This window comes from Martelella mediterranea, assembly GCF_004342225.1.
GTDB lineage: Bacteria > Pseudomonadota > Alphaproteobacteria > Rhizobiales > Rhizobiaceae > Martelella > Martelella mediterranea_B.
The window spans coordinates 16,961-39,177 of record NZ_SMAR01000031.1 but is presented as its reverse complement, the minus strand read 5'-3'; the positions used below and the strand labels follow the sequence as shown (position 1 = coordinate 39,177).

Below are 22,217 nucleotides of genomic sequence, written 5' to 3'. Positions count from 1 at the left end.
GTGAGAAACGAAGAGACGACGAAGAAGATCGCTTCTGGCCTCACGAATACGGAAAGGGAATCTGGCGATCACTGTGTCGATAAAGTCCATCGCTTTGGTTTGGGTCTGACGATCATAGATATTGAGCGTCTGAATGTGGGTCGCATCGTCAATGGCAGTATACTGATGGCGCTTTAAGTGGCGCCTTTCTCTATAAATTTCAGAAACTTGACATCGATTTATGTCTGATGGCCAGGAACCTGTTTTTGGCAGGGCCGGGTATGATTTTTTTAAGCCGCGCGCCACGTGGCAACCGGCCGAGGCTATTTCTCTTGAGGATGCGATAGACGCATGCATCGGAGATTCTGATCCCGTGATCGCGTTCCAGATCGGCCCCGGATGATATTCCTGACGCAGGCAAATGATCTTGTCGGTAGTCGCATTCGGCTTGGCTGGCTGGATTTATCGGTTTGGAAGGCCGATCCACGATACCGGCTTCGGGACTATCCTGATTTCTCATAGGCCACTTTCCAGCGATAGAAACTGGCCCTGCCAACTTCGAAGTAACGGCATGCCTTAACGACACTGCCAGTTTCTTCAGCATATTTGAGAATGCGCAGCTTGTGAAAAGCAGCCCGTCTGGGCTTCATCCTTGTCGTAAAAACAGAATAACAAGGATGTCTCGAAGGTCCCTACATTTCTACAGGCTGCTGACGTCGACTGCCTCTCTTCCGAGGGAGTCGACGAACCTTCAGATACAGTTCCACGGTTTAACTCCTTTGTCCCTCCTACGCGCGTTGCAGGAGGAGAATTGGTGATCGGATTTTACGCCACCCGTGGCAGGTCTACTCCTTCCACTCCTGTGGTCGATATTAGGGTTTTTTTGACCGGTAATCGGAGAAAAATATAATTTTATGATCTTAAAAATAAGAGTTTGGTATAAAAATGCTCATAAAATGATTTACAAATCGTTTTTTTTGTCGCTATATAGCTCCGTCAACAGGGAGGAGCAGCGGTCTGGGTGAGGAAGCGCCGTTCGAGACCGTTTTGCTCTTCAGGAGCATACGAGGTTTTACATGCTAACCCGCAGTACACAGACGGCCAGCACGGCCGATCTTGCCAACGCCATTCGTGCGCTGGCCATGGATGCCGTACAGAAAGCCAATTCCGGCCATCCGGGCATGCCGCTTGGCATGGCTGAGATCGGCGTTGCGCTTTGGTCGCGGCATCTGCGCCACAACCCGAAAAATCCGCATTGGTTCGACCGTGACCGCTTTGTCTTGTCAAACGGCCATGGTTCGATGCTGATCTACAGCCTGCTGCATCTAAGCGGTTATGATCTTTCTATGGACGACATTCGTGATTTTCGACAGCTTCACTCGAAGACGCCGGGTCATCCTGAATATGGTTATACGCCAGGTGTGGAGACCACCACAGGACCGTTGGGGCAGGGTATTGCCAACGCCGTCGGCATGGCGCTGGCGGAGAAGATGCTGGCGGCAGACTTCAACAAGCCCGGGTATGAACTGGTTGATCACTACACCTACACGTTCGTCGGGGACGGTTGCCTGATGGAGGGCATCTCGCACGAGGCGTGCTCGCTTGCCGGTACGCTCGGTCTCGGCAAGCTAATCGTTCTTTACGATGACAACGGCATTTCGATTGACGGTCATGTCGAAGGGTGGTTCGCCGACGATACGCCGAAGCGTTTCGAGGCTTATGGCTGGCAGGTCGTTCCGGATGTCGATGGGCATGATGTTGACGCGGTCGATGCGGCAATCGCAAAGGCGAAGGAAAACACGACACAACCGACGCTGATCTGCTGCAAAACGACAATCGGCAAGGGCTCGCCGTCAAAGGCTGGCAGTGAGGACAGTCACGGCAATCCGCTCGGCGATGACGAGATTGAGCGCACAAGAGCCGCGATCGGTTGGCCCCACGGCCCGTTCGAGATTCCCGAAGCGGTATACAGCACCTGGAGTGCGGTCGATTCAGGCAAGACTCTCGAGGACGACTGGAACGAACGTTTCGCTGTCTATGAAGACGCTTTCCCCGAAGATGCCGCTGAGTTCCGCCGCCGTATGGAGGGCGAGCTTCCGGCTGATTTTGACCAGCGGATGGCGAGCTTTGTCACTGCTGCTGCAAACAGTAGCGAAAGCATGCCGACCCGCCGGGCGAGCCTTCAGGCGGTCGAGATGTTGGCCGATGCGCTGCCGGAGCTTGTGGGAGGCTCGGCCGACCTTGCCAGTTCCTGCCTGACGAAGTGGGACGATGCGACGCCGGTAACCGCGAAAAGCGGCGGTGATTTTGTTTATTTCGGTGTTCGCGAGTTCGGTATGGGCGCGATCATGAACGGGATGTTTCTGCATGGTGGCGTTCGCCCGTTCGGAGGAACCTATATTATGTTCTCCGAGTATGCGCGCAATGCGATCCGCATGGGCGCATTGATGAAGATCGGCGTGGTCTATGCCTTGACGCACGATTCCATCGCGCTTGGCGAAGACGGGCCGACTCACCAGCCGATCGAGCAGCTTTCTTCTTTACGGTTGATGCCAAACCTCGATCTGTGGCGCCCCTGCGACGCTGCGGAAACGGCGATAGCCTGGGAATTCGCGATCCGCAATCGCAATCATCCGACCGTTCTGGCGCTCAGCCGTCAGAGCCTGCCACCTCAGACACACACTGATGATCAGCTCGCGCTGATCCGGCGGGGCGGCTATGTGCTGAAGGATGCTGCCGGTAAACCGGATGCCGTGATCATTGCAACGGGCGGTGAAGTTGCCATTGCCATGGATGCGCAGAGAAAGCTGGAGCAGAAAGACGTTCATGTCCGTGTTGTGTCGCTCCCATCGACCTTTGTTTTCGATCAGCAGGATGCTGAATATTGCAACACTGTCCTGCCCCCTGAACTTCCTTGCATTTCCGTGGAAGCGGGCGTGACGGATTACTGGCGCAAATATGTCGGTCGCAATGGGGTTTGCGTTGGCATCGATACATTCGGCGAATCCGCACCGTCCGAGGATCTGTTCGAATACTTCAAGATGACGCCCGACAGTGTCTGTGCGGCTGTGATGGCGGCAATCGCCAACGCTCAGTCATGATCTGAATGCCGCCTCCTTTCAACGATCCGTTCCGGGCCCTGTACCCGCTGTCGATGGCCGGTTCACGCTGAAGCAGCCATCCACACCGAACCGGTGGGAACTCTCTCTGGCAGGGTCCGGTAATGGTTCAAGAAGAGGAGGTGAAATAGCAGGCCCGGTCGGGAGCAATAGGGTCTGCCGGGAGGAAAGGAAAGACAGATGGAGATGTCCGCAAGTCCTAATGCGGAATTTGTCCTGGAGATGCGAAATATCTCCAAGACCTTTGGCTTGATCAAGGCGCTAAGCGATGTCTCGCTGACCGTGGAACGCGGCGAGATCCATGCGCTTATGGGAGAAAACGGCGCCGGCAAGTCGACCTTGATGAAAATTCTGTCCGGTGCACTGGTGCCGGATCCCGGCGGGGAGGTGCTGATCCATGGCAAACCGCTCACCAAAGGCAATCCCCGCGTTTCGAAAGAGGCCGGTATCGCTGTTATCTATCAGGAACTGTCTCTGGCCCCGAATCTGACCGTGAACCAGAATATCTATCTGGGAACGGAGAATGCGAAATTCGGCTTTATCTCCCAGCATGATACCGAGCGGAAAACGGCGGCGATATTGAAGAGGCTGGGTCTGCGTTTTTCGCCCCGCACACTGGTGTCGGAACTTTCCATCGGCGAACGGCAGATGGTGGAAATCGCCAGAGCCTTGTCGTTTACCCCTGGCATCATCGTCATGGATGAGCCCACGACTTCGCTCACCGAACGGGAAAGCGAACGGCTGTTCGATGTCATCGCGGAGCTTAAAAGTCAGGGCATAGCGATCATCTATATCAGCCACCGCATGGAGGAAGTCTACCGGCTTGCCGACCGGGTATCCGTCTTGAGGGATGCCCGGAAAATCGGAACGATTGAAAGAAGCGAGCTTTCTCCGGAGCGGCTTATTTCAATGATGGTGGGTCGCGATCTTTCGACGTTTTACAAGAAGACCCGCCATCCGGAACCGCTGGCCGGCGATCCTGTTCTGACAGTCAGCAATATCGGTGATGGAGCGCATGTTTTCGGGTGCTCGCTCGAAGTGCGTGCCGGCGAGGTTGTCGGCCTTTCCGGCCTTGTGGGGGCTGGCCGCACCGAACTCGCCCGGCTCATCTTCGGTGCTGATCCCCACAGCGAGGGCGAGATACAGATCAATGGCGAGCAAGTCAGCATCGCGAGCCCGCAAGGCGCAATTGCTGCAGGCATCGCTTATCTGACGGAGGACAGGAAGCGTCTCGGCCTCTTTCTCGATATGTCGATCGCGCAGAATCTGAATCTGTCGGTGATGAACCAAGATGCCTATCCCGGAGGCTTCAGGAACTTCAAGAAAGCTGCGGAACGTTCGCGCCGGGCGTTTAGCGCGTTCAATATCCGTGCCAGCGGTCCAGGGGTTCGGGTCGGAGATTTGTCGGGCGGCAATCAGCAGAAGGTACTGCTTGCCCGGCTGATCGAGGCCAATCCCAAGGTGGTTATTCTGGATGAGCCCACCCGTGGCGTCGATGTTGGCGCCAAAACTGAAATCTACCGGCTGATCGACGAACTCGCAAAGAGTGGCGTCGCAATCCTGATGATTTCCAGTGAGCTGGCCGAAATCGTAGGCGTTTCAGACCGTGTCCTGGTGATGTGCAATGGCAGGATCGCCGGCGAAGTGCTGCCCGGGCCCGATGGAGAGATTATCCAGGAAGAAATCATGTCTTTCTCAACAGGCAAGACCGAAACGGCCATGGCCTGAGTGTTTGTTCTGGGAGGAACCAACTTATGAGCAATATCACCAATAACGCCCAGGCACCCCAATCCAGAGTGGCTTTGCAAGCGAGAATCCAGTCGACAATGCGGACGCTCGGCATGCTTCCGGTGCTCGTGCTGCTATGTATCGGCTTCCAGCTTCTTAGCGGACGCTTCATTTCGACCAGCAACCTGTCGATCGTGATGCAGCAGGCCTCGATCAATACGGTTCTCGCCGCCGGAATGACATTCGTCATCCTGACTGGCGGTATCGACCTTTCTGTCGGTTCGGCGCTGGCCATGGCGGCGATGCTGTCATTGATCGTTTCGATGGTTCCGGACTTTGGCATGCTGGGCATTATCGCCGGACTGGGGTGCGGTCTTGCATGCGGTCTTTTCAACGGCGGCCTGATATCGACACTCAAACTGCCGCCATTCATTGTCACACTCGGCACTCTGACCGCATTTCGCGGAATGGCGCGGCTCCTGGGCAACGACAAGACCGTCTTCAACGCCGATCTTCCGTTCGCCGCTATTGGCAACCAGAGCCTGTTCGGCATTCCCTGGCTTGTCCTGATCGCCCTCGCCGTCATCGTCGTTTCCTGGATCATTCTTTCCAAGACTGTCCTGGGAACATGGATTTACGCCGTCGGCGGCAATGAGGAGGCTGCGAGGCTTACGGGGATCAAGACATGGAAAGTGTTGCTGTTCGTATACGGCGCTTCCGGACTTTTGGCTGGCCTCGGCGGGGTCATGTCCGGTGCACGGCTTTATGCGGCGAACGGACTTCAACTCGGACAGGCCTATGAGCTTGACGCGATCGCGGCCGTCATTCTCGGCGGCACCAGCTTTGTCGGTGGGATCGGCTCGATCTGGGGCACGCTCGTCGGCGCTCTGATAATCGCGGTTTTGTCGAACGGGCTCATCCTCGTCGGGGTTTCGGACATCTGGCAATACATCATTAAAGGGCTGGTGATTATCGGCGCCGTCGCGCTCGACCGCTATCGGGCGAATTAAGGATTCAGCCCGTTTGTCGGGCTGGAAAGAGAGCACTTCCGTGCTCGTATATGAGGAGAAAGAAATGAAACTGAAATCAGGTTTGGTAGTGGGAGCGATCATTTCAGGTCTGGCGGCGGGTACCGCTATGGCTGGGGATGCCAAAACTGTCGACAAGGTGGGTATTTCCGTCGGCACACTCGGAAATCCATTCTATGTTGCTACGGCGGAGGGCATAACCAGTGCTGCAAAAGCGCTCAATCCGGACGTCGATATTACGGCCGTTTCTGCCGACTACGACCTCAATAAACAGTTGTCGCAGATTGACAGCTTTATCGGCGCAGGCATGCAGATCATGATGATCGTGCCAGTTGATCCGCAGGCAAGTGTACCATCGGTTCAAAAGGCCAAGGATGCTGGTTTGGTGGTCGGCGCGTTTGATGCGGTTGCGCCCAATGCCGATATCAATGTGACAACGAATAATGTTCGCGCTGGCGAGATCGCTTGCCAGTACATGGCGGACCGGCTGAACGGCAAAGGCGATGTGGTCATCGTCAATGCTATTCAGGTTTCCGCTGTGGTTGACCGTGTCAACGGCTGTAAGAGTGTTCTCGATAAGTATGAGGACATCAATATCATTGCCGATCAGGCGTCGGAAGGTTCTCGCGATACCGGCATGAAAGTGATGCAGAGCCTGTTGACCCGCTTCCCCCATATCGACGGGGTTTTCGCATTGAATGATCCGGCTGCCATCGGGGCCGATCTCGCGGCAAAGCAGTTGAACCGGTCAGAGTTCTTCATCGTTTCGGTGGACGGCGCGCCGGATGTGCAGAAATTGCTGGAAAGTGGAAACACGCTGATTGCGGCGACCGCTGCTCAGGATCCATATGCCATGGCAGCAAAGGCTTTTGAGCTTGCCAATGACGTTTATCAGGGCAAAACTCTGTCCGAGACAAATGTCCTTATGGATCCGATGCTGGTGACCGCTGACAACGTCGCCGATTATGTCGGCTGGGAAGACGAGCGGTAAGGCGTGCTTCACGCCACGAAATCAGCCATCGCGCTAGAGAAAGGCGCGATGGTCATTGACAGCGAAACTCGAATTCTGTTGCAATTATTTTCGATCTTGCAGCGAAATTTCTACCTTTAAGCACATGGTACAAAGAAGAACGCCAAGCTTGTTGTGGAATTTGATCAAAACTTTATCAAAAATGTTCAATATCATCAAAATCTGCTAATCAGATCATAGAAGAATCACAACCTGAAGAAGGCAGAATAGCACCTCTATGAGGAAATCAGCGATTGGTCTGCAAGCAAGTGAACTGAGCAACAGCGCGACGATTTTTTCGTTGATCGCGACAGGTGCTGCAACCTCCAGATCTGCGTTGCTTAAGGCCTCGGGAATCGCCCGTGCAACGCTTTCGTCGCGGCTTGCGCCGCTTCTGCAGTCTGGAATTGTCGTAGAAACCGAAAAGACAACGCCGAGTGGCGGGCGACCTTCGCGGGTGCTGGAAGTAAACAGCAACGCCGGGTATGTCCTGGTCGCGAATTTCGGTGAAACCTTTGTGCGCATCGCCACGATGGACCTACAGGCGAATATCATCAGTCAGGAAACGATGGCCTTCACCACGCAAAACGACCCAGTTGCGACTTTGGAAATGCTGGCCGATGCGTTCTCGGCGCTTGTCGGGAAAGATGGTCTTGCAGATCGTTTTCTGGCGGGAATCGGGCTCTCATTGCCCGCACCGATCGATGTTCGCACTCACAGTGTCGTGCGACCGTCGGTTTTGCCGGACTGGGCAGGCTTTGACATAACGGGCTGGTTCTCCACTCGATATAGAGTACCGGTTCATGTCGAAAAAGACGTTAACCTGATGGCAATCTATGAGCATGAGCGCAATTTTCCGGACGTTGATGATATGTTTTTCATCAAGGCCGGAACAGGTATCGGCAGTGGCATCATAACCGGTGGGCGGCTTTTCCGGGGGGCTCAGGGCGGTGCGGGAGATATTGGCCACATTCAGTTCTCGTCCGATCATGCCCCGCTGTGCCGATGCGGCAAACTTGGCTGTGTGGAAGCACGTGCTGCCGGGTGGGCACTCGCCAGAGACTTGAGAGCCACTGGTTACCAGGCGGAGAACTCGCGCGATGTCGTTCATCTTGTTGATCAGAACAAACCCGAGGCGATCATGTCCGTGCGTAAGGCGGGGCAGGTGATCGGCGAGGCAACTGCTGATGTTGTCAGTCTGCTTAACCCCAGCCTTGTCGTCGTCGGAGGCACTTTGGCTCAAACGGGCGATTTTCTGCTCGCTGGCGTAAGGGAACTGGTCTATCAGCGCTGTCTGCCGCTGGCCACGCACGACCTGCGGATCGTCTCTGGGGCGACAACCCTTGATACCGCCCTCGGCGGGGCCGCATTGATAGTGCTTGATGACGCATTCAGCCAAGATTCCGCTCGCAACTTCCTCTTGCGCTTTGCTGAGAGCCGGTCGCCTATTCCGCAATAACGCACATCCAGTTCCCCCAATCAACGCTGTTTTGTCTATGACGCCCGTTGGTTCCGCCAGCGGGCCGTTGGTCGTTCCGTCTCAATGCAAGAATCCCCGCCGACACACTGGTCAGCAGCATCTGGTCAGCCTCGGTCACACCAGCAATGAGCCCGGCAATCTGCTCGCGACAGCGTATCGCCATCGCCAGACGGAATCGGTGAAAGCAGGGCTGCCTTAGCGCGGCAGAACTGCAATTCCTCCCACCGGACCCGTGGTTTTTCGTTCGACCAGCTGAACGCCCAACGTGATACGCCGCGCTGAATTGAAGGAGGCTAGCGACTGTTCCAGAAGCAGCGTTACGGCCAGGCGGCCCATTTCCGCGCGGTCCATATGCATGGTGGTCAGCGGCGGGGAGGCGTGCGCGGCGAGCGAAAGGTCATCGAAGCCGATGATGGACAGGTCGTCCGGGACGGAAAGCCCAAGACTTGCTGCAGCCTGCATCACGCCAAGGGCAACCAGATCGCTGGCGCAGAAGATGGCTGTTGGCCGTGGGGTGCGTTCGCGGAGGATTTCCGTGATCTTGTCGCGGCAGGACAGCGTGAGCAGATCGGGGTCACCGACATCAATTACATGATGGTCCATCGAGAAGGCGATCCCGGCCTCTTCCATGGCATCGCGGAAGCCAAGCATGCGGCGTTTCAGCGATTCCCGGTAGAGATGGGTCACATGGACGATTTCTCGATGGCCGAGCTCCAGCAGATGCTGGGTGGCCGCCCAACCGCCGAAATTATAGTCCGGCGAGACGCTGGAAAGCTGCATCTTGCGATCCATGCCATTGACCAGTACCGCCGGACGACCGGTGGAGCGCACGGCATCGATGACCGGCGCCTCGTCAAGACCGACGAGGATCGCAGCGTCAACGCGGATGTTGCGCAGCGTGTCGTAGTCTGCGCTCGTCGGATCGTTGGATGTTACCAGCGCCAGATCAATATCGATGCTCTCCTCGCGCGCACTTTTGAGCAGACTGTCGACGATCTGGCCATAAAACACGTCATTGGTGACGTATTTGTCGAGGGTAACCACGAGCGCGGATGATATCCGCGTGGCGATTGTGGCGCGACCGCTGCGGCCGCGATAGCCGATTTCCTCCGCGATGCGTGTTACCAGAGCCCGATTGGCTGCGCTGACGCCTTCCCGGTTGTTGAAGACCTTGGAAACGGCAGCAACGGATAGTCCGGCAGCTTCTGCGACATCTTTGAGCGTTGGTGCAGGCAATGGTTTCGTCATGATCATTCCGGTCGCTTGGTCTCTTGCCGGTCTTATACGAAAATTTCCGAAACTTTCCTATTCCCATCGCGCCTTGAAGTCGTTTTTACCAGAAAAACCGGGTGTGCCCTTCGGAGCGCATAAGCGCTTCCATGAAGTAATAGTCGCCATATGGCAGCATCGTGTCGCAGCGACCCGCGGGAACATGCGCGGCGCCGTGGGCCAGAAGCCCTTGGGCACCTTCAGTTTTCGTCAGGTCGCAGGTCAAGAGCAGCCCGTCGATCAGGCGATCTGCAAAAGCGCGCCATCGCCCGGCCTCTTCTGCAGGAATATCCTGATCTGCCAGCAGGTAGAGCCCTGCCGCCATGACAGCACCCGCCGAGGAATCGACGTAGGGCGTTTCGTTGTCGGGCAGGTTGAAATCCCAGACCGGGACAGAAGCGGAGCCGACCAGCGCTTCGGCCTTGGCCGAGAGCCTGCGTGCGACCTCTAGATGAACGGTGTCTTTGGTTGCCGCATAACACTGTGCGAAGCCGTGCATCAGCCAAGCCTGACCCCGCGCCCAGCACGATGAATCCGCATATCCCTGATGGGTCTCGCCACGGATGGGTTCGCCAGTCGACGGATCGAATACGAAGGTATGGAAACTGGTGTCGTCCTCCCGTACGAGATAGGACGCGGCGGTGGCAGCATGGATCTGCGCGACATCCCGGTAGTCTTCAATGGCCGTCTCGCGGTGAGCCCAGTAGAGCAGCGCCAGGTTCTGCATCGTATCTGCAATCATCCGGCCGTTGGCGAAGGCTGCCTTTTCCCGATCATGCATGCCTTTTGCGCTCCAGGCCTGGATATAGCCCCCTTCGGGTTTGAATCGCGCCAGCAGCGCATCGGCGGCTGCAAGGCCCATCGCGCGGGCCGATCTGTCCCCTGTCAGCAGCCACTCGGCGACGGAAGAGAGTGAAAACTGGAAGCCCAGATCATGATCGCGTAGCCGTCGATCGCGAAGAACCTGTTCAAAATCTGGCCGTCTTGCCTTTGCCGCGTTCTTGAAGGCGCTGCTGCCGGTCAGCTGATAGGCAAGCCAGAGCTGCCCTGTCTGGAAACCCATCACCCAATCCGCGCCGTCGCAGTAAATCCAGCGGTTGCGTGCATTGCCGATCTTGGGGTTGCGCAGCCCGACGGACGGCATTTGCTCACGAAGACGCTCAACGCAGCGTAACAGAGCTGCCTGATGCTCTGCGCGTGAACGCACATCGGATTCCCTGGCGAAATACGAGTCGGCGATAAGGTTCATGAGTGAATTCCTCTTGGCGAAATCATTTATCGTAATTTCGTTAAGTTTCGTTATTTCGTCAATAGAGAAAATTATTGTTGACCTTTCGTCCTCGTTGGCAGTACCACTATAGCCGTTCACGCTGTTTACGATCGTCACTGCAGCGTGGGCGCGGAGGACGATATGAATTTTCGGCTGGTTCTGGAGGCCGGTCGGCAGGCTCCGAAGATAAGGGGCGGAAATCCACTCGAAAGGGTGGTCTGGTCAGGAGGTCCCCGGTCTTTGCCATGACGATCAGCTTAGGGAAGGAAAAATGAAAGTTTCTCGCAAAATTCTGGGTCTGGCCTGCGTTCTCGCCGCTTTCGCGACTGGCGCGGAGGCCAAGACCTACAAGCTCGCCCACAATGTTCAGCCAGACAGCACCGCCGGATATATGCTCTCTGAATTTGCCGAGCGGGTCGAGGAAGGAACCGATGGTCGGGTCAAGATCAAGATCTTTGCCAACGGCGTTCTCGGTGAACAGCTTGACTACTTCTCGCAGATCCAGAGCGGGGTTATTGATCTCGGTCTCGTCAACAGCGCGGCGCTTGAAAATGTCATTCCGGCTTATGGCGTGGTCAATCTACCCTATATCTTCCGAACCTCGGAGGAGTACGGCGCGGTGATGGCCGATCCCGGCGTGCGGGCTGCGCTTTTCGATGAAGCCGGCAAGCATAATTTCGTGCCGCTCGGCTTTCTCTCATCGGGCTTTCGGTCTATCTACACGACCTCGCCGGTCGCAAATATCGACGACCTTCAGGGCAAGAAGCTCCGCACGATGAGCTCCGAGACCTACATCGAAATGCTGGATCGTTTCGGCACTGTTCCGACGCCGCTCTCCTTCGGCGAACTCTACTCCGGCCTGCAGCAGGGTGTTGTCGACGGTGCGGAAGGCGGGCTTGCGGGCCTGTGGTCGGCGAAGTTCGGCGAAGTCGCCAAATATGCGCTCGAAACCGAACAGACGCGTCTCACCGATTTCGTCGTTGCCAGCCAGAAGTTCGAGGACAGCCTGTCACCGGAGGATCTCGAAGTCGTCAATTCCGTCTTCGCCGATATCTCTGCCCGCTCGATTGAAATTGCGGACCGCAGCGAGGCCGAGGATTTGCAGAAGGCTGTCGACCAACTGGGTGTCGAAGTTATCCAGATCGACAAGGAGCCGCTGATGAAGTCGGTCGAGCCGATGTATACCGAAGCGGCCAAGGACCCGGCCAAGGCTGCCTTGCTGGAAGCCATCTTCGCCATTGAAGGTCGCGAACTCAACTAGGCAATTGCGGGCGGCTCCACGGGAGCCGCCCGTTGACATTCAAAAGGCGCCGCCGGCGCAATCTCATAAGCTGCCCTATCCGGGACAAGATCCATGACCAAGCAATCAGAACCTGCATTTGACGAGATTCTGCGCGAACAGGGCCTGTTTTCGCGCGCCTATAACTGGCTGACACATACGCTCGGCGTCATTCTTGCCCTGCTTCTGGCCATGATGTCCGTGCTGATTTCCTATCAGGTGATCTCCCGGTATTTCTTTAACGCGCCAAGCAGCCTGACGGAAGAGCTGTTGCGCTATTCGCTGATATGGCTCGGTATTCTTGGCTCAGCCTACTGCTTCATGCTGAACAAGCATCTGAACCTTCCGCTTCTGGTCGACGCGCTAAGCCCGCGCCCGGCCGGCAGGCTCAACGCCTTCAATGCAGCGCTGACATTTCTGTTCGGCGCGCTTCTGGCATGGGGCGGCTACCACTCGATGATCGGCAATGCGCTGACCCTCACACCGATGCTTCATGTGGCCGTTGGCACGCTGCAAAGCGTGCTGCTGATCGCCGGCCTGCTCATCTGTCTGTCGCAGTTCGTCGTGCTGGCAATGCTGATCCGCACCCGGCAAGCGCGTGTGATGGATGTCATTTTCGTCATCGGCCTGATCACGGCGTTCATCGTGCTCGCCAGCATCTTCCGGGGCACAGAAACCTATATGAATTGGGTCGATAACCACCTCGAATTGTTTTCGATTCTCATCTTGTTCGGCACGCTGTTTGCGCTTCTGGTTCTGGGCACATCGATTGCTGTCGGTCTGGCGTTTTCAGGAATTCTCACGCTCAGTCTGCAGGTTGACACTGCACAGCTTTTCTCGACCATGGGCGAGAGACTTTTCAATGGCCTCGACAGTTTCGGATTTCTGGCGCTACCCTTCTTCGTGCTGGCCGGAAACATCATGAACCAGGCTGGCATTGCCCGCCGTCTCATAGACTTCGCAATGCTCCTGGGCCGCCGCATACCCGGCAGCCTGTGGCAGACCAATGCGCTGGCCAACATGCTGTTCGGCTCGCTTTCCGGATCCGGCATTGCCGCCGCGACCGCCATTGGCGGCATCGTGACGCCGATCGCGCGCGAGGAAAAATACGACATGCCGGTCACCACGGCGGTGAATGCGGCATCTGCCCCGTGCGGCATGCTGATCCCGCCATCGGGCGCGTTGATCGTCTATTCGCTGATTACCGGCGGCAGCGCATCCATTGTTGCCCTGTTTCTGGCTGGCTATGTGCCGGGCATTATCATGGGTGCTGCCGTCATGGGGGTCGCCTATTTCTACGCCAGGAAGCGGAAATATGCGACCGACAAGAGCCCTTACCTGATGAGCGAGATAACCCGCAATTTCCTGCGGGCCGCACCCAGCCTCATGCTTGTCGTCGTGGTTATCGGCGGCATCGTCATGGGCGTCTTTACTGCAACGGAAGGTTCCGGCATCGCAGTTCTGTACAGCTTCATCCTGGCGCTGTTCTATCGCAGCCTGACGCCGAAAACCCTGCTCAAGGTGTTGATTGAAACGGCTGCTGCGACCGGCATCATCCTGTTCCTGATCGCCTGCTCGAACCTGATGAGCTGGAGCATGACCTTTGCTTCGATCCCCGACACGATCGGCGAGATGCTGACCAGTCTCAGCGACAACAAATATGTGATCCTGTTGCTGATCAATGTCGCTCTTCTGATTGTCGGCGTGTTCATGGACATGGCGCCGGCGCAGCTGATCTTCACCCCGATCTTCTATCCTGTCGTCACGGCGATGGGTGTCGATCCGGTCCATTTCGGCGTTCTGATGGTCTACAACCTGTCGATGGGCGTGGTTACGCCGCCGGTGGGAACCGTCCTTTTCGTCTCATGCAGTGTTTCCGGCGAAAAGATCACCAAGGTCGTGGGGCCGCTTCTGCCGATCTTTCTGGTGCAGATTCTGGGGCTTCTGCTGATCACCTTCGTCCCGGCCCTGTCGCTGACATTGCCGCGCCTTTTCGGCGTTTGATTCTGGTCGTTTCGACGGGCTCCGGCCCGTCCCTTTTTCGTTCTGCATTCCCGGTGATCCGCCATGTCTCTTCTGCTCAAAGGCTTCTCCGACAATCCCATGGAACGTCGCGTCGATTTTCAACGAGCGTGCGAAGCGCTCGTCGCACCGCTCATGCCGCATCTTGCTGCCGGTGGTGCTGCCATCGATCTTGAGGAGGGGGCGGCAAAATTCGACATGCGGGCGGCCTCGCTTGAAGGCGTGGCGAGGCCGTTCTGGGGGCTGGTTCCCCATGCGCTGGGTGGCGGCGCATTCGGCCACTGGCAGACCTTTCGCGATGCGCTTGCAGAAGGCACCGATCCGGAGCATCCCCGCTATTGGGGGCCGGTCGGCGATATCGACCAGCGTTCGGTCGAAATGGCGGCGATCGGCTTTCTGCTGGCGGCACTTCCCTCGCAAGGCTGGGAGCCGCTCGAACTCCGGGTGAAGAACAATCTGGCTGTCTGGCTCGCCGATATTCAAAAGCGCGAGCTGGCCGCCAATAACTGGCAGTTTTTCACGGTTCTGGTCCAGGAAGGCCTGCGCAGGGTTGGTCGCGGCGATCTCGTTGACGAGGCGGTCCAGCGCCGCAATCTGGGCCGGCTCGTCGGCTGGTACCGCGCTGATGGCTGGTATGGCGATGGCGGCTCCGGCGCCGTTGATCACTATGGCGGCTTTGCCATGCATTTCTATGGCCTGCTTTATGCGTGGCTGAAGGGTGACGAGGCCGACGAATTTTCAGAGCTTTTCCGGAGCCGCGCCTTTGTCTTTGCCGAGCCTTTCGCCCACTGGTTCGCCGAAAATGGCGAGGCGATGATCGAGGGGCGGTCGCTGACCTATCGTTTTGCCACCGCAGGCTTCTGGGGTATGCTGGCGCTCAGCGGCGAGCGGCCGCTTCCGGTTGGTCAGATCAAGGGGCTTTGGGCCCGGCAATTGCGGCTCTGGCGCAAACGCCCGATCTTCCGTCCGGACGGTGTTCTGTCGCGCGGCTATGCCTATCCGAACCTTGCCGTTTGCGAGGAATATAATTCTCCCATATCGCCATACTGGGCGCTCAAGGCGTTCATGCCGCTGGCAATGCCGGAGGAGTCGGATTTCTGGCAGGCGGAGGAAGAACCGCTCGATGCACCGCGCAAGGTCTATCCCATGCCGGGATGCGATACGCTTGTCCAGCGCACCGGCGGGCACGCCATCGCCCATTTTGCAGCGCCCATCCACCAATGGCTTCAGATCGACAAATACAACAAGTTCGCCTATTCGACGCTTAGTGGCTTTGATGTCGGCGCGCTCCAATACGCCAATATGAACCACTTCGGCGACAATATTCTCGCCTTCAGTTTCGATGGGGGCGCCAACTGGCAGATGCGGCAGGAAAACCTCTCTGTTTCCCTTGAGGGCGAAACGCTTTCCGTGCGCTGGAGAAGCGGGTTTCAGGAGGTCGAAACGACGATTGAGCTGGTCGGGGAGGGGCGCTTTACCCGTGAGCATCGTTTCACGCTGGGCCGGCCAGCCTGCGTTGTCGAGACTGGCTTCTCCGTGAACCAGTGGTATCATGAGGCAGAGCGGCTCGATGACGAGAGCGAACCTGGTTTGGTAGTGAAGGGGGAGAACGCCGTCTCGGCGATTATACCGCTTGACGATCTGCCACGCACCAAGGTCGACAGCAGCCGTACCAACAGCAATATGCTGTCACCGCGAACACGCGTTCCCGGTTTGCGACTGGAGCTTGCAGCCGGTGTGCACGTCGTGAAGCACGAGTTCCGCCTTGCCAGAACCGACGGCTGATCGTACCGCTTGTCGCTTGCCCAAGGACGATCCTTCCGCACGAAGCACGGAAAATATGGTTGCCCTCAACGCTCCCCATCATAGGGGCTCCAACAGCCATAGATCTTGTCGGCGACGACGACACCTGCTTGTCAGCTTTGTGCTTATGCTTCGGGTGTTAGGGTTGACCCACGAATACCAGGACGGACTGCCTCAGTCGTCGTGGCGCTGCCGTGTAGAATCTGGCCCATAGTGCTTCCCTCCATTCATATGAGAAAATTGCGCCATCAAAATCTGGGATCAAACAACTAGGCTCAGGACTTCGGTAACGGGGCCGTTTCAGCCAAGCAAAAAGTAAGGACCGCAGCAGCGCCGTCAGGCTGCCAATGCGGTAAATAATCCGACAGATTCCCTTTCGCCGATGCCTGGCTTGCTTTGCCCTTCGTTTGAGGTCGCCCCGGGTTCATGCTTCGGTCCGTGGTCAGCGCGATGGCTGCCAACATGATGCTGGTCCAGTGCGGCAATTCCGATGTGCCCATCTCGTTGGCGTGCTCGACCGAGGCCGGCGACAGTCCTGACCACGGCATCATCGGAACCGCGTCCCTGTTGGGGCCTCGAAGGTCTGCGGTCAGACAGACTTCAACGACATGGTTCTGCTATAAACGCTCAGGCCGATTTGGCGATCAACGGGACTTCGGTAACGGGGCCGTTTCAGTTAAGCAAAAAGTAAGGACCGCAGCAGCGCCGTCAGGCTGCCAATGCGGTAAATAATCCGACAGATTCCCTTTCGCCGATGCCTGGCTTGCTTTGCCCTTCGTTTGAGGTCGCCCCGGGTTCATGCTTCGGTCCGTGGTCAGCGCGATGGCTGCCAACATGATGCTGGTCCAGTGCGGCAATTCCGATGTGCCCATCTCGTTGGCGTGCTCGACCGAGGCCGGCGACAGTCCTGACCACGGCATCATCGGAACCGCGTCCCTGTTGGGGCCTCGAAGGTCTGCGGTCAGACAGACTTCAACGACATGGTTCTGCTATAAACGCTCAGGCCGATTTGGCGATCAACGGGACTGTGGAGAATTCCGTACCATCCCTCCACATCCGGTGCAGGATTGTGCCTATGCGCCTTGCCAAAGCCACCATCGCGCGCTTTGCACCTCGGCGTTTGGCAACCTGTGCAGCCCAGCTTCTCAGCCATGTCGAGCGGCCCCGATGGATCATGACGGTAGCCGCTTGGCACAAGGCTCTTCGCAGATTGGCGTCGCCAGCACGCGTAATGCCGCCGATCACGTCGCGCTCACCGGACTGGTTGCGCGATGGTGTAAGGCCAACCCATGGATCAACTTTCTTGGATGACGAGAACCGCGCGGGATCATCGACAGCGGATCGGAAAGTCAAGGCGACGACCGCCCCAATCCCCGGCATCGTCATCAACAGCCGGCACACCGCGTCATCCTTCGCAAGCAGACGGACCTGACGTTCGAGCCCGGCTAGTTCCTGGCGCAGGCTTGCACGTGCACGTAACATCGGCCCGGCCGCTGCTTGCAGCATGGCATTGCCATCCACCAATTTCCTAATCCGGGCGTCGAACTGGCCGCGTGAGATGGCGCCAACCTTCAGGCCAAAGTTTCTCAGCAGTCCGCGTAGAGATAGCTCCAGCGCGATCATGCCCTGCTGGATCGCCTTGCGGGCAGCCAAAAGCGCGCGAACCTCCTGTGCCGACACGGATTTGCAATGTACAGGCCTGAACCAGCCCATGTGAAGCAGTCGGGCAATTCCTTCTGCGTCGCGCCGATCCGTTTTGATCGGCATTGCCTTCAGAGCACCCTTCACTTGCCGGGTTTCCATCAGGACAACATGCAGCCTAGCACCGACCAGGCCGCGATGCAGCCATTGGGACAGCCGTCCGGCTTCCAGTCCGATGATGGCGACCGCTCCCTCCAGGGTGTTTGCAAAGTCCACGATCGCCTGGGGATCACTGGGAACCTGCGCCTCCTTTGCGATCTTGCCATACTCATTGATCACACAGACGGCGGTCTTCGCCAGTGATACATCCAGTCCGATAAACAGCTTCATCCCGTATTCCTCCGATTGAGACTGATACGGGAACAGCGACAGCTTGCCATGAGCAATTGCAAGATGCTTGGGCTGGTCGTGCACGGCGCAGGCCCCTTTACAGCATCTCGTTAAATCAGAGCCAGAAGCTGACGGCAGCTGCGATGCATATGCTTGAGAAGAAGGTATGCGCGCAGCGGTCGTAACGCGTTGCGATGCGCCGCCAGTCCTTGAGTTTGGCGAACAGGTTCTCGACCTTGTGGCGTTTCTTGTAGAGTGCCTTGTCATATGGATATGGCACTTTTCTGCTTCGGCTCGAGGGAATACAGGGCTCTATCCCCTTTGCCTGCAATGCTTCCCGGAAGATCTTGCTGTCATATCCGCGATCAGGAATCAGCGTCTTGGCTGGCGGCAAGACATCAAGCACGAGCCGAGCGCCCTTATGATCGCTCATCTGGCCTTCGGAAAGCAGCATGATGATCGGGCGCCCCTCGCCATCACAGACGGTGTGCAGTTTGGAGTTCAACCCGCCTTTGGTTCGCCCGATACGACGGGGAACATCCCCTTTTTTAGCAGGCTCGCCGCTGTGCGATGCGCTTTCAGGTGCGTGGCGTCGATCATGATGCGTTCGGGCCTGGGACCTTGACCGGCCAGCGCCGCGAAGATGCGGTCGAACACGCCAAGTCGGCTCCAACGAATGAAACGGTTATAAAGTGTTTTATGCGGCCCGTAATCCTTGGGCGCATCCTTCCACTGCAGGCCATGTTTGATGACGTAAACAATACCGCTGACGACACGGCGATCATCAACACGTGGAACACCATGCGCCAAGGGAAAATGCGGCGCTATCCGAGCCATCTGGCCCTCACTCAGCAGAAACAAATCACTCATCACGGTCTCCTTCCGGAAACCGTGAATCACATCTCAAGCCAAATTAATAGGTCCTGAGCCTAGATGTGAGCTTTCAGTAGGTTGTCCATTCGGAGCAGACCGACGAGACTGGCGTTACCACGCTTCAGCACTCACCGGAGGCTCCGAATGAACATTCACAAGAATGCCCGTCTGACCCCGATGCGTCGAGAGGAGATGGCTGTTGCCGTTTTGTCTGGCGCGCTCACGAAAGCGCAGGCGATTTTAGTCTATGCCGTTTCCCACAAGATCGTGTCTCGTTGGGTCGAGCGCTTCAGAAAGGGTGGACGCGCTGCAATGGCTGACCGGTCGTCGCGGGCGACCGCGCGGCGGTCGACTTGCTGCCTTCGAACAGTTCCTGATCGACGTGGTCGAGGCGCAGCCCGATATCACCATGCCGGAATTGGCGAAGCATCTGTTTGAAACCCATCAGATGAAAGCCGCCCCGGCCGAATTCTCCCGGTTTCTGTGTCGATGCGGCTTCTCCTATAAAAAAACTCTGCTGGCATCGGAATGCGAACGCGCTGACATCGCCGAAGCACGGCGAACATGGCGGCAGTCGCGTCAGCCGAAGATGCGCGAGCAACCCGGTCGTCTTGTTTTCATCGATGGTGAGAGAGACCCGTGGCTCTCGAACGCCGTCACCACCAAAATGACGCGCCTGCGTGGACGAAGCAGAAAGGGCGACCACCTCAGGGCGCATGCTCCCTTTGGCCATTGGGGGACGCACACCTTCATCGCCGCACTGCGCTGCGACGGCTTGAGCGCGCCCTGGATCATCGACAAGGCCATGAACTGCGCCGCCTTCGATACCTATATCGAGACCCAGCTCGCGCCGATCCTGTCCAGAGGTGACATTGTTATTCTCGACAATCTGGCTGTTCACAAGAGCGCAAAGGCGGCCGAGTGCCTTCGACAGAAAGGAGTGTGGTTTCTCTTCCTGCCACCCTACAGCCCCGATCTCAACCCGATAGAAATGGTCTTTGCAAAACTCAAGGCCCATTTGAGAACCGCAGCCGCCAGAACCCTCGAAGACCTGCGGAGGGCAATCGGCAACATATGCGATCTCTGCAGCCCGGAAGAATGCTGGAACTTCCTCAAAGAGGCTGGGTATGCGTAAAATTAAATATCCGATGCTTGTCCTATTGCGGCGTCGTGCTCGACGTCGAGGACGGCCTGATTATCCGGCTTTCCGGCGACAGGGATCATCCGGCCAATCGTTGGCGGCTGTGCACCATTAGCGCCGCCGCTGCTGATACCGGAGCAAAAATGCCAGATATCAGCAGCCGTCCTGACGATGATCAATTCGATCAGCGAGGCTTAAGTCTGCCTTAAGGTTCCGGGGCGAGCACCGGCCAAACGCATTGAAGCAGGTGCTCTCATGATCGGGATTGTGATCAGGTCCGGACATATCATTTCAGCAGGCTCGTCGCGCCGTCGTCTGGAAAGCTGGCGCAGCCGACCGGCCTTTCGGGGGCTGCGTCGCGGTCTCCTGCCCGGTCTGGCAGCGACATTTCTTTCGGCCTGCTCAATGTCAGATGAAGGAAATGCACATTCCAGCGGAAATTCCACGCAGGCGACTGAAATCGGTTTTCAGGTTCCGGTGATTACCCCTGCTTCCATCAAAACAAATGATCGCCGCCGGTCCGTAGCGTTTGAAACCACGGAAGACGTCGGCACGGTCGTTGTCGATGTGGCTGCCGGTTCGCTCTATCTGGTGACAGGCGAGGGCCGTGCGATGCGTTATCGCATTGAGCCGCTCGATTTCAAAGGCGCGACAAACGGGCCTGCGCGCGCTGAAAACTGGGCGGGTGGCGACCTGCCGCCGGCGCTTGGCTCAATGATCAGAATGAAAAATCCGGAAGACGCCGAGGACCTGCATCAGCGGATGCCGTCCGGCGGAAAGGTGGTGTTCCTGTCGTCATCGAAGTGACTCCCGAAGGGCCTTTGCGTATGAAAATCAGAGCTCGTTTGTAAGCTGCGTGAAATTATCATTTGATAAATTTTGCGCGGCCTTCGCGCGCGCAATTTTCGTTCATTGCTTAAATATAAAATAACAAAAACAATTAGTTAAATTGATTTTTTGTGATGCAGATCAATTGCTCCTGCTCTTGGCTATGGTCAAAGGAGGCATCGGAGAGCAACACGGCCGCAAGACATCGCAAAAGCGGTCAAATCGTTCCAATGCTGAAAGGAGCACCGCCGTGCAGACAGTCAAAACACCAAGCGACGGGAATGCGATCGGCCCGTCAGTCTGGCAGCTGATCGGAGCCGCCATTCTCGCCAACAGGCTCGTCATCGGATGGGTTTACTGGGGTGGTTTTTCGCGCCGCTTTATCTATGCAACGCAGAAAATCGACCCGGAATCGCCCGGCTATCTGGCCAATAAACTGGTTCATGCAGCACCCGGCGTGCCGTTCGGCTTTGAAAACGTCGTCCACTGGATGCTCGATCACGGACTGCTGATGCATGTTTCCGTTATCGGCTTCAGCCTTGTCGAGCTTGTCGTCGGCGTCGGGCTGATGCTGGGCCTTGCAACGCGTTTCGTAGCGCTGATCGGCATGGGGCTGTCCGTGGTGCTGATGGTCATATTTGGCTGGATGGGCACGACCTGCCTCGATGAATGGACGATGGCGGCATGCAGTTTTGCCATGACATCGGTGACGCTGGTGACAGGCAGCGGGCCTTACTCGATCGACAACCTGTTGGTAAAATCCGGCCGTATTGAAAGGAAGCCCTGGCTTGCCTGGTTTACAAGCGGTCCGCTTCCCATAACGCCCAGCCGCTTTGTGACGATTACCGCGCTTTTGGGCGTTCTGTCTTTCGTCTTCACGGTGTTCTTCTATGGCTTCTTCTTTGATGCGATCTACAGCCCGCTCGGAAAGCGCTTCGACAACCTGCATCCGCGCGTCACGATGAGCGATGGCGTGCTGACCAACGATATGGCTTCGGTCCATGTCTATATGGATCGCGGACCCGATACGCAGGGCGCTTACATCGTTCGTGCCACGCTGGCCGACCAGAACAATGCCGATCAGCCGGTTTTCGATTATGGCGTCGATGCGCTTCTGGACAAGGACGTCCTCAAGATCGCCGATAACCGCTTTGCGCCTTATTCGACCTGCAAGGCGCTGGCTTATAGCGTTCGCTGCCAGCTTGGCAGTCAGGCTTCACTGAATTTCGCTGTCCCGGCCGGAGCCGATATCAGCGGCGATATGGTGCTCACGCTGACCGATGTTGAAGGAAAGACTTTCACGGCGCCGCTTTCGGCCCGATGAAGTTCGGATAGATATGAATAGTCTGAAAATGGTG

Annotated in this window: 18 protein-coding genes and 2 pseudogenes; 13 read left to right on the top strand and 7 right to left on the bottom strand. The window is 57.1% G+C overall.

The genetic code is table 11. From position 1 onward, the window contains the following. Positions 1-27: 27 nt before the first annotated feature. Both EDC90_RS21260 and EDC90_RS21575 read right to left on the bottom strand, forming a co-directional pair. Positions 28-367: pseudogene (locus tag EDC90_RS21260) on the bottom strand (IS481 family transposase); the annotation flags it as partial. A gap of 115 nt (positions 368-482) precedes the next feature. Continuing rightward, positions 483-629, bottom strand: a complete 147-nt coding sequence (locus EDC90_RS21575) for a helix-turn-helix domain-containing protein (RefSeq protein WP_132313497.1) — start codon at positions 627-629, stop codon at positions 483-485. A gap of 426 nt (positions 630-1,055) precedes the next feature. Here EDC90_RS21575 and tkt point away from each other — a divergent pair, with 426 nt between their 5' ends. The 5 genes from tkt to EDC90_RS16175 all read left to right on the top strand — a co-directional run bounded on the left by tkt (position 1,056) and on the right by EDC90_RS16175 (position 8,322). Continuing rightward, entirely contained in the window at positions 1,056-3,080 is a 2,025-nt protein-coding gene (gene tkt, locus EDC90_RS16195; protein WP_132313495.1) for a transketolase, read from the top strand. 204 nt (positions 3,081-3,284) lie between these two features. Continuing rightward, positions 3,285-4,826: a sugar ABC transporter ATP-binding protein gene (locus tag EDC90_RS16190; protein WP_132313515.1), complete on the top strand. Its 1,542-nt coding sequence runs from the start codon at positions 3,285-3,287 to the stop codon at positions 4,824-4,826. Positions 4,827-4,924: 98 nt separating this feature from the next. Next, a complete protein-coding gene (locus EDC90_RS16185; protein ID WP_432420014.1) occupies positions 4,925-5,836 on the top strand; it encodes an ABC transporter permease subunit in 912 nt (303 codons plus the stop codon). A 64-nt stretch (positions 5,837-5,900) separates the two neighbouring features. Next, a complete protein-coding gene (locus tag EDC90_RS16180; protein ID WP_132313491.1) occupies positions 5,901-6,845 on the top strand; it encodes an ABC transporter substrate-binding protein in 945 nt (314 codons plus the stop codon). A 256-nt stretch (positions 6,846-7,101) separates the two neighbouring features. Continuing rightward, the gene (locus tag EDC90_RS16175) at positions 7,102-8,322 is read left to right on the top strand and encodes an ROK family protein (protein WP_132313489.1); all 1,221 of its coding nucleotides are present in this window, start codon (positions 7,102-7,104) and stop codon (positions 8,320-8,322) included. 216 nt (positions 8,323-8,538) lie between these two features. Here EDC90_RS16175 and EDC90_RS16170 read toward each other — a convergent pair whose 3' ends face one another. Next, positions 8,539-9,591, bottom strand: a complete 1,053-nt coding sequence (locus EDC90_RS16170; RefSeq protein WP_165972871.1) for a LacI family DNA-binding transcriptional regulator — start codon at positions 9,589-9,591, stop codon at positions 8,539-8,541. Between the two features lie 85 nt (positions 9,592-9,676). Continuing rightward, a complete protein-coding gene (locus tag EDC90_RS16165; RefSeq protein WP_132313485.1) occupies positions 9,677-10,861 on the bottom strand; it encodes a glycoside hydrolase family 88 protein in 1,185 nt (394 codons plus the stop codon). Between the two features lie 292 nt (positions 10,862-11,153). Here EDC90_RS16165 and dctP point away from each other — a divergent pair, with 292 nt between their 5' ends. From dctP to EDC90_RS16150, 3 genes are all read left to right on the top strand, one after another. Beyond that, a complete protein-coding gene (gene dctP / locus EDC90_RS16160) occupies positions 11,154-12,143 on the top strand; it encodes a TRAP transporter substrate-binding protein DctP (RefSeq protein WP_132313483.1) in 990 nt (329 codons plus the stop codon). Between the two features lie 93 nt (positions 12,144-12,236). After that, complete coding sequence (locus EDC90_RS16155; RefSeq protein ID WP_207903935.1) at positions 12,237-14,165, top strand: TRAP transporter large permease subunit; 1,929 nt, start codon at positions 12,237-12,239, stop codon at positions 14,163-14,165. Positions 14,166-14,228: 63 nt separating this feature from the next. Then, positions 14,229-15,968, top strand: a complete 1,740-nt coding sequence (locus EDC90_RS16150) for a DUF2264 domain-containing protein (protein ID WP_132313481.1) — start codon at positions 14,229-14,231, stop codon at positions 15,966-15,968. 293 nt (positions 15,969-16,261) lie between these two features. Here EDC90_RS16150 and EDC90_RS21085 read toward each other — a convergent pair whose 3' ends face one another. The 3 genes from EDC90_RS21085 to EDC90_RS16135 form a co-directional block, all read right to left on the bottom strand. Further along, on the bottom strand, positions 16,262-16,537 hold the full coding sequence (locus EDC90_RS21085; RefSeq protein ID WP_132313479.1) for a hypothetical protein: 276 nt from the start codon (positions 16,535-16,537) through the stop codon (positions 16,262-16,264). Between the two features lie 448 nt (positions 16,538-16,985). Further along, entirely contained in the window at positions 16,986-18,017 is a 1,032-nt protein-coding gene (locus EDC90_RS16140) for an IS110 family transposase (protein WP_132313511.1), read from the bottom strand. A gap of 115 nt (positions 18,018-18,132) precedes the next feature. Beyond that, a protein-coding gene (locus tag EDC90_RS16135) for an IS5 family transposase (RefSeq protein ID WP_165972870.1) occupies positions 18,133-18,887 on the bottom strand; the annotation gives its coding sequence in 2 pieces (ribosomal slippage) (positions 18,133-18,554 and positions 18,554-18,887; 756 coding nt in all). A gap of 147 nt (positions 18,888-19,034) precedes the next feature. Here EDC90_RS16135 and EDC90_RS16130 point away from each other — a divergent pair. The 5 genes and pseudogenes from EDC90_RS16130 to EDC90_RS16110 all read left to right on the top strand — a co-directional run. Beyond that, positions 19,035-19,229: pseudogene (locus tag EDC90_RS16130) on the top strand (leucine zipper domain-containing protein); the annotation flags it as partial. Continuing rightward, positions 19,189-20,025, top strand: a complete 837-nt coding sequence (locus EDC90_RS16125) for an IS630 family transposase (protein ID WP_165972869.1) — start codon at positions 19,189-19,191, stop codon at positions 20,023-20,025. The pseudogene EDC90_RS16130 and the gene EDC90_RS16125, both read left to right, overlap by 41 nt. Next, on the top strand, positions 19,989-20,240 hold the full coding sequence (locus EDC90_RS16120; RefSeq protein ID WP_165972868.1) for a hypothetical protein: 252 nt from the start codon (positions 19,989-19,991) through the stop codon (positions 20,238-20,240). The genes EDC90_RS16125 and EDC90_RS16120 overlap by 37 nt, the downstream gene beginning before the upstream one ends. A 46-nt stretch (positions 20,241-20,286) precedes the next feature. Further along, positions 20,287-20,838: a hypothetical protein gene (locus EDC90_RS16115; protein WP_132313473.1), complete on the top strand. Its 552-nt coding sequence runs from the start codon at positions 20,287-20,289 to the stop codon at positions 20,836-20,838. A 271-nt stretch (positions 20,839-21,109) separates the two neighbouring features. Then, positions 21,110-22,183 (top strand): TQO small subunit DoxD, encoded by a 1,074-nt coding sequence (locus EDC90_RS16110; RefSeq protein WP_165972867.1) that lies wholly within the window; start codon positions 21,110-21,112, stop codon positions 22,181-22,183. Positions 22,184-22,217 lie beyond the last annotated feature (34 nt).

What these genes read in the sequence shown, in the direction of transcription:
- EDC90_RS21575 (WP_132313497.1), bottom strand. Translation starts at nt 629, where the DNA reads ATGAAGCCCAGACGGGCTGCTTTTCACAAGCTGCGCATTCTCAAATAT.
- tkt (WP_132313495.1), top strand. Translation starts at nt 1,056, where the DNA reads ATGCTAACCCGCAGTACACAGACGGCCAGCACGGCCGATCTTGCCAAC.
- EDC90_RS16190 (WP_132313515.1), top strand. Translation starts at nt 3,285, where the DNA reads ATGTCCGCAAGTCCTAATGCGGAATTTGTCCTGGAGATGCGAAATATC.
- EDC90_RS16185 (WP_432420014.1), top strand. Translation starts at nt 4,925, where the DNA reads ATGCGGACGCTCGGCATGCTTCCGGTGCTCGTGCTGCTATGTATCGGC.
- EDC90_RS16180 (WP_132313491.1), top strand. Translation starts at nt 5,901, where the DNA reads ATGAAACTGAAATCAGGTTTGGTAGTGGGAGCGATCATTTCAGGTCTG.
- EDC90_RS16175 (WP_132313489.1), top strand. Translation starts at nt 7,102, where the DNA reads ATGAGGAAATCAGCGATTGGTCTGCAAGCAAGTGAACTGAGCAACAGC.
- EDC90_RS16170 (WP_165972871.1), bottom strand. Translation starts at nt 9,591, where the DNA reads ATGACGAAACCATTGCCTGCACCAACGCTCAAAGATGTCGCAGAAGCT.
- EDC90_RS16165 (WP_132313485.1), bottom strand. Translation starts at nt 10,861, where the DNA reads ATGAACCTTATCGCCGACTCGTATTTCGCCAGGGAATCCGATGTGCGT.
- dctP (WP_132313483.1), top strand. Translation starts at nt 11,154, where the DNA reads ATGAAAGTTTCTCGCAAAATTCTGGGTCTGGCCTGCGTTCTCGCCGCT.
- EDC90_RS16155 (WP_207903935.1), top strand. Translation starts at nt 12,237, where the DNA reads ATGACCAAGCAATCAGAACCTGCATTTGACGAGATTCTGCGCGAACAG.
- EDC90_RS16150 (WP_132313481.1), top strand. Translation starts at nt 14,229, where the DNA reads ATGTCTCTTCTGCTCAAAGGCTTCTCCGACAATCCCATGGAACGTCGC.
- EDC90_RS21085 (WP_132313479.1), bottom strand. Translation starts at nt 16,537, where the DNA reads ATGATGCCGTGGTCAGGACTGTCGCCGGCCTCGGTCGAGCACGCCAAC.
- EDC90_RS16140 (WP_132313511.1), bottom strand. Translation starts at nt 18,017, where the DNA reads ATGAAGCTGTTTATCGGACTGGATGTATCACTGGCGAAGACCGCCGTC.
- EDC90_RS16120 (WP_165972868.1), top strand. Translation starts at nt 19,989, where the DNA reads ATGCTGGAACTTCCTCAAAGAGGCTGGGTATGCGTAAAATTAAATATC.
- EDC90_RS16115 (WP_132313473.1), top strand. Translation starts at nt 20,287, where the DNA reads ATGATCGGGATTGTGATCAGGTCCGGACATATCATTTCAGCAGGCTCG.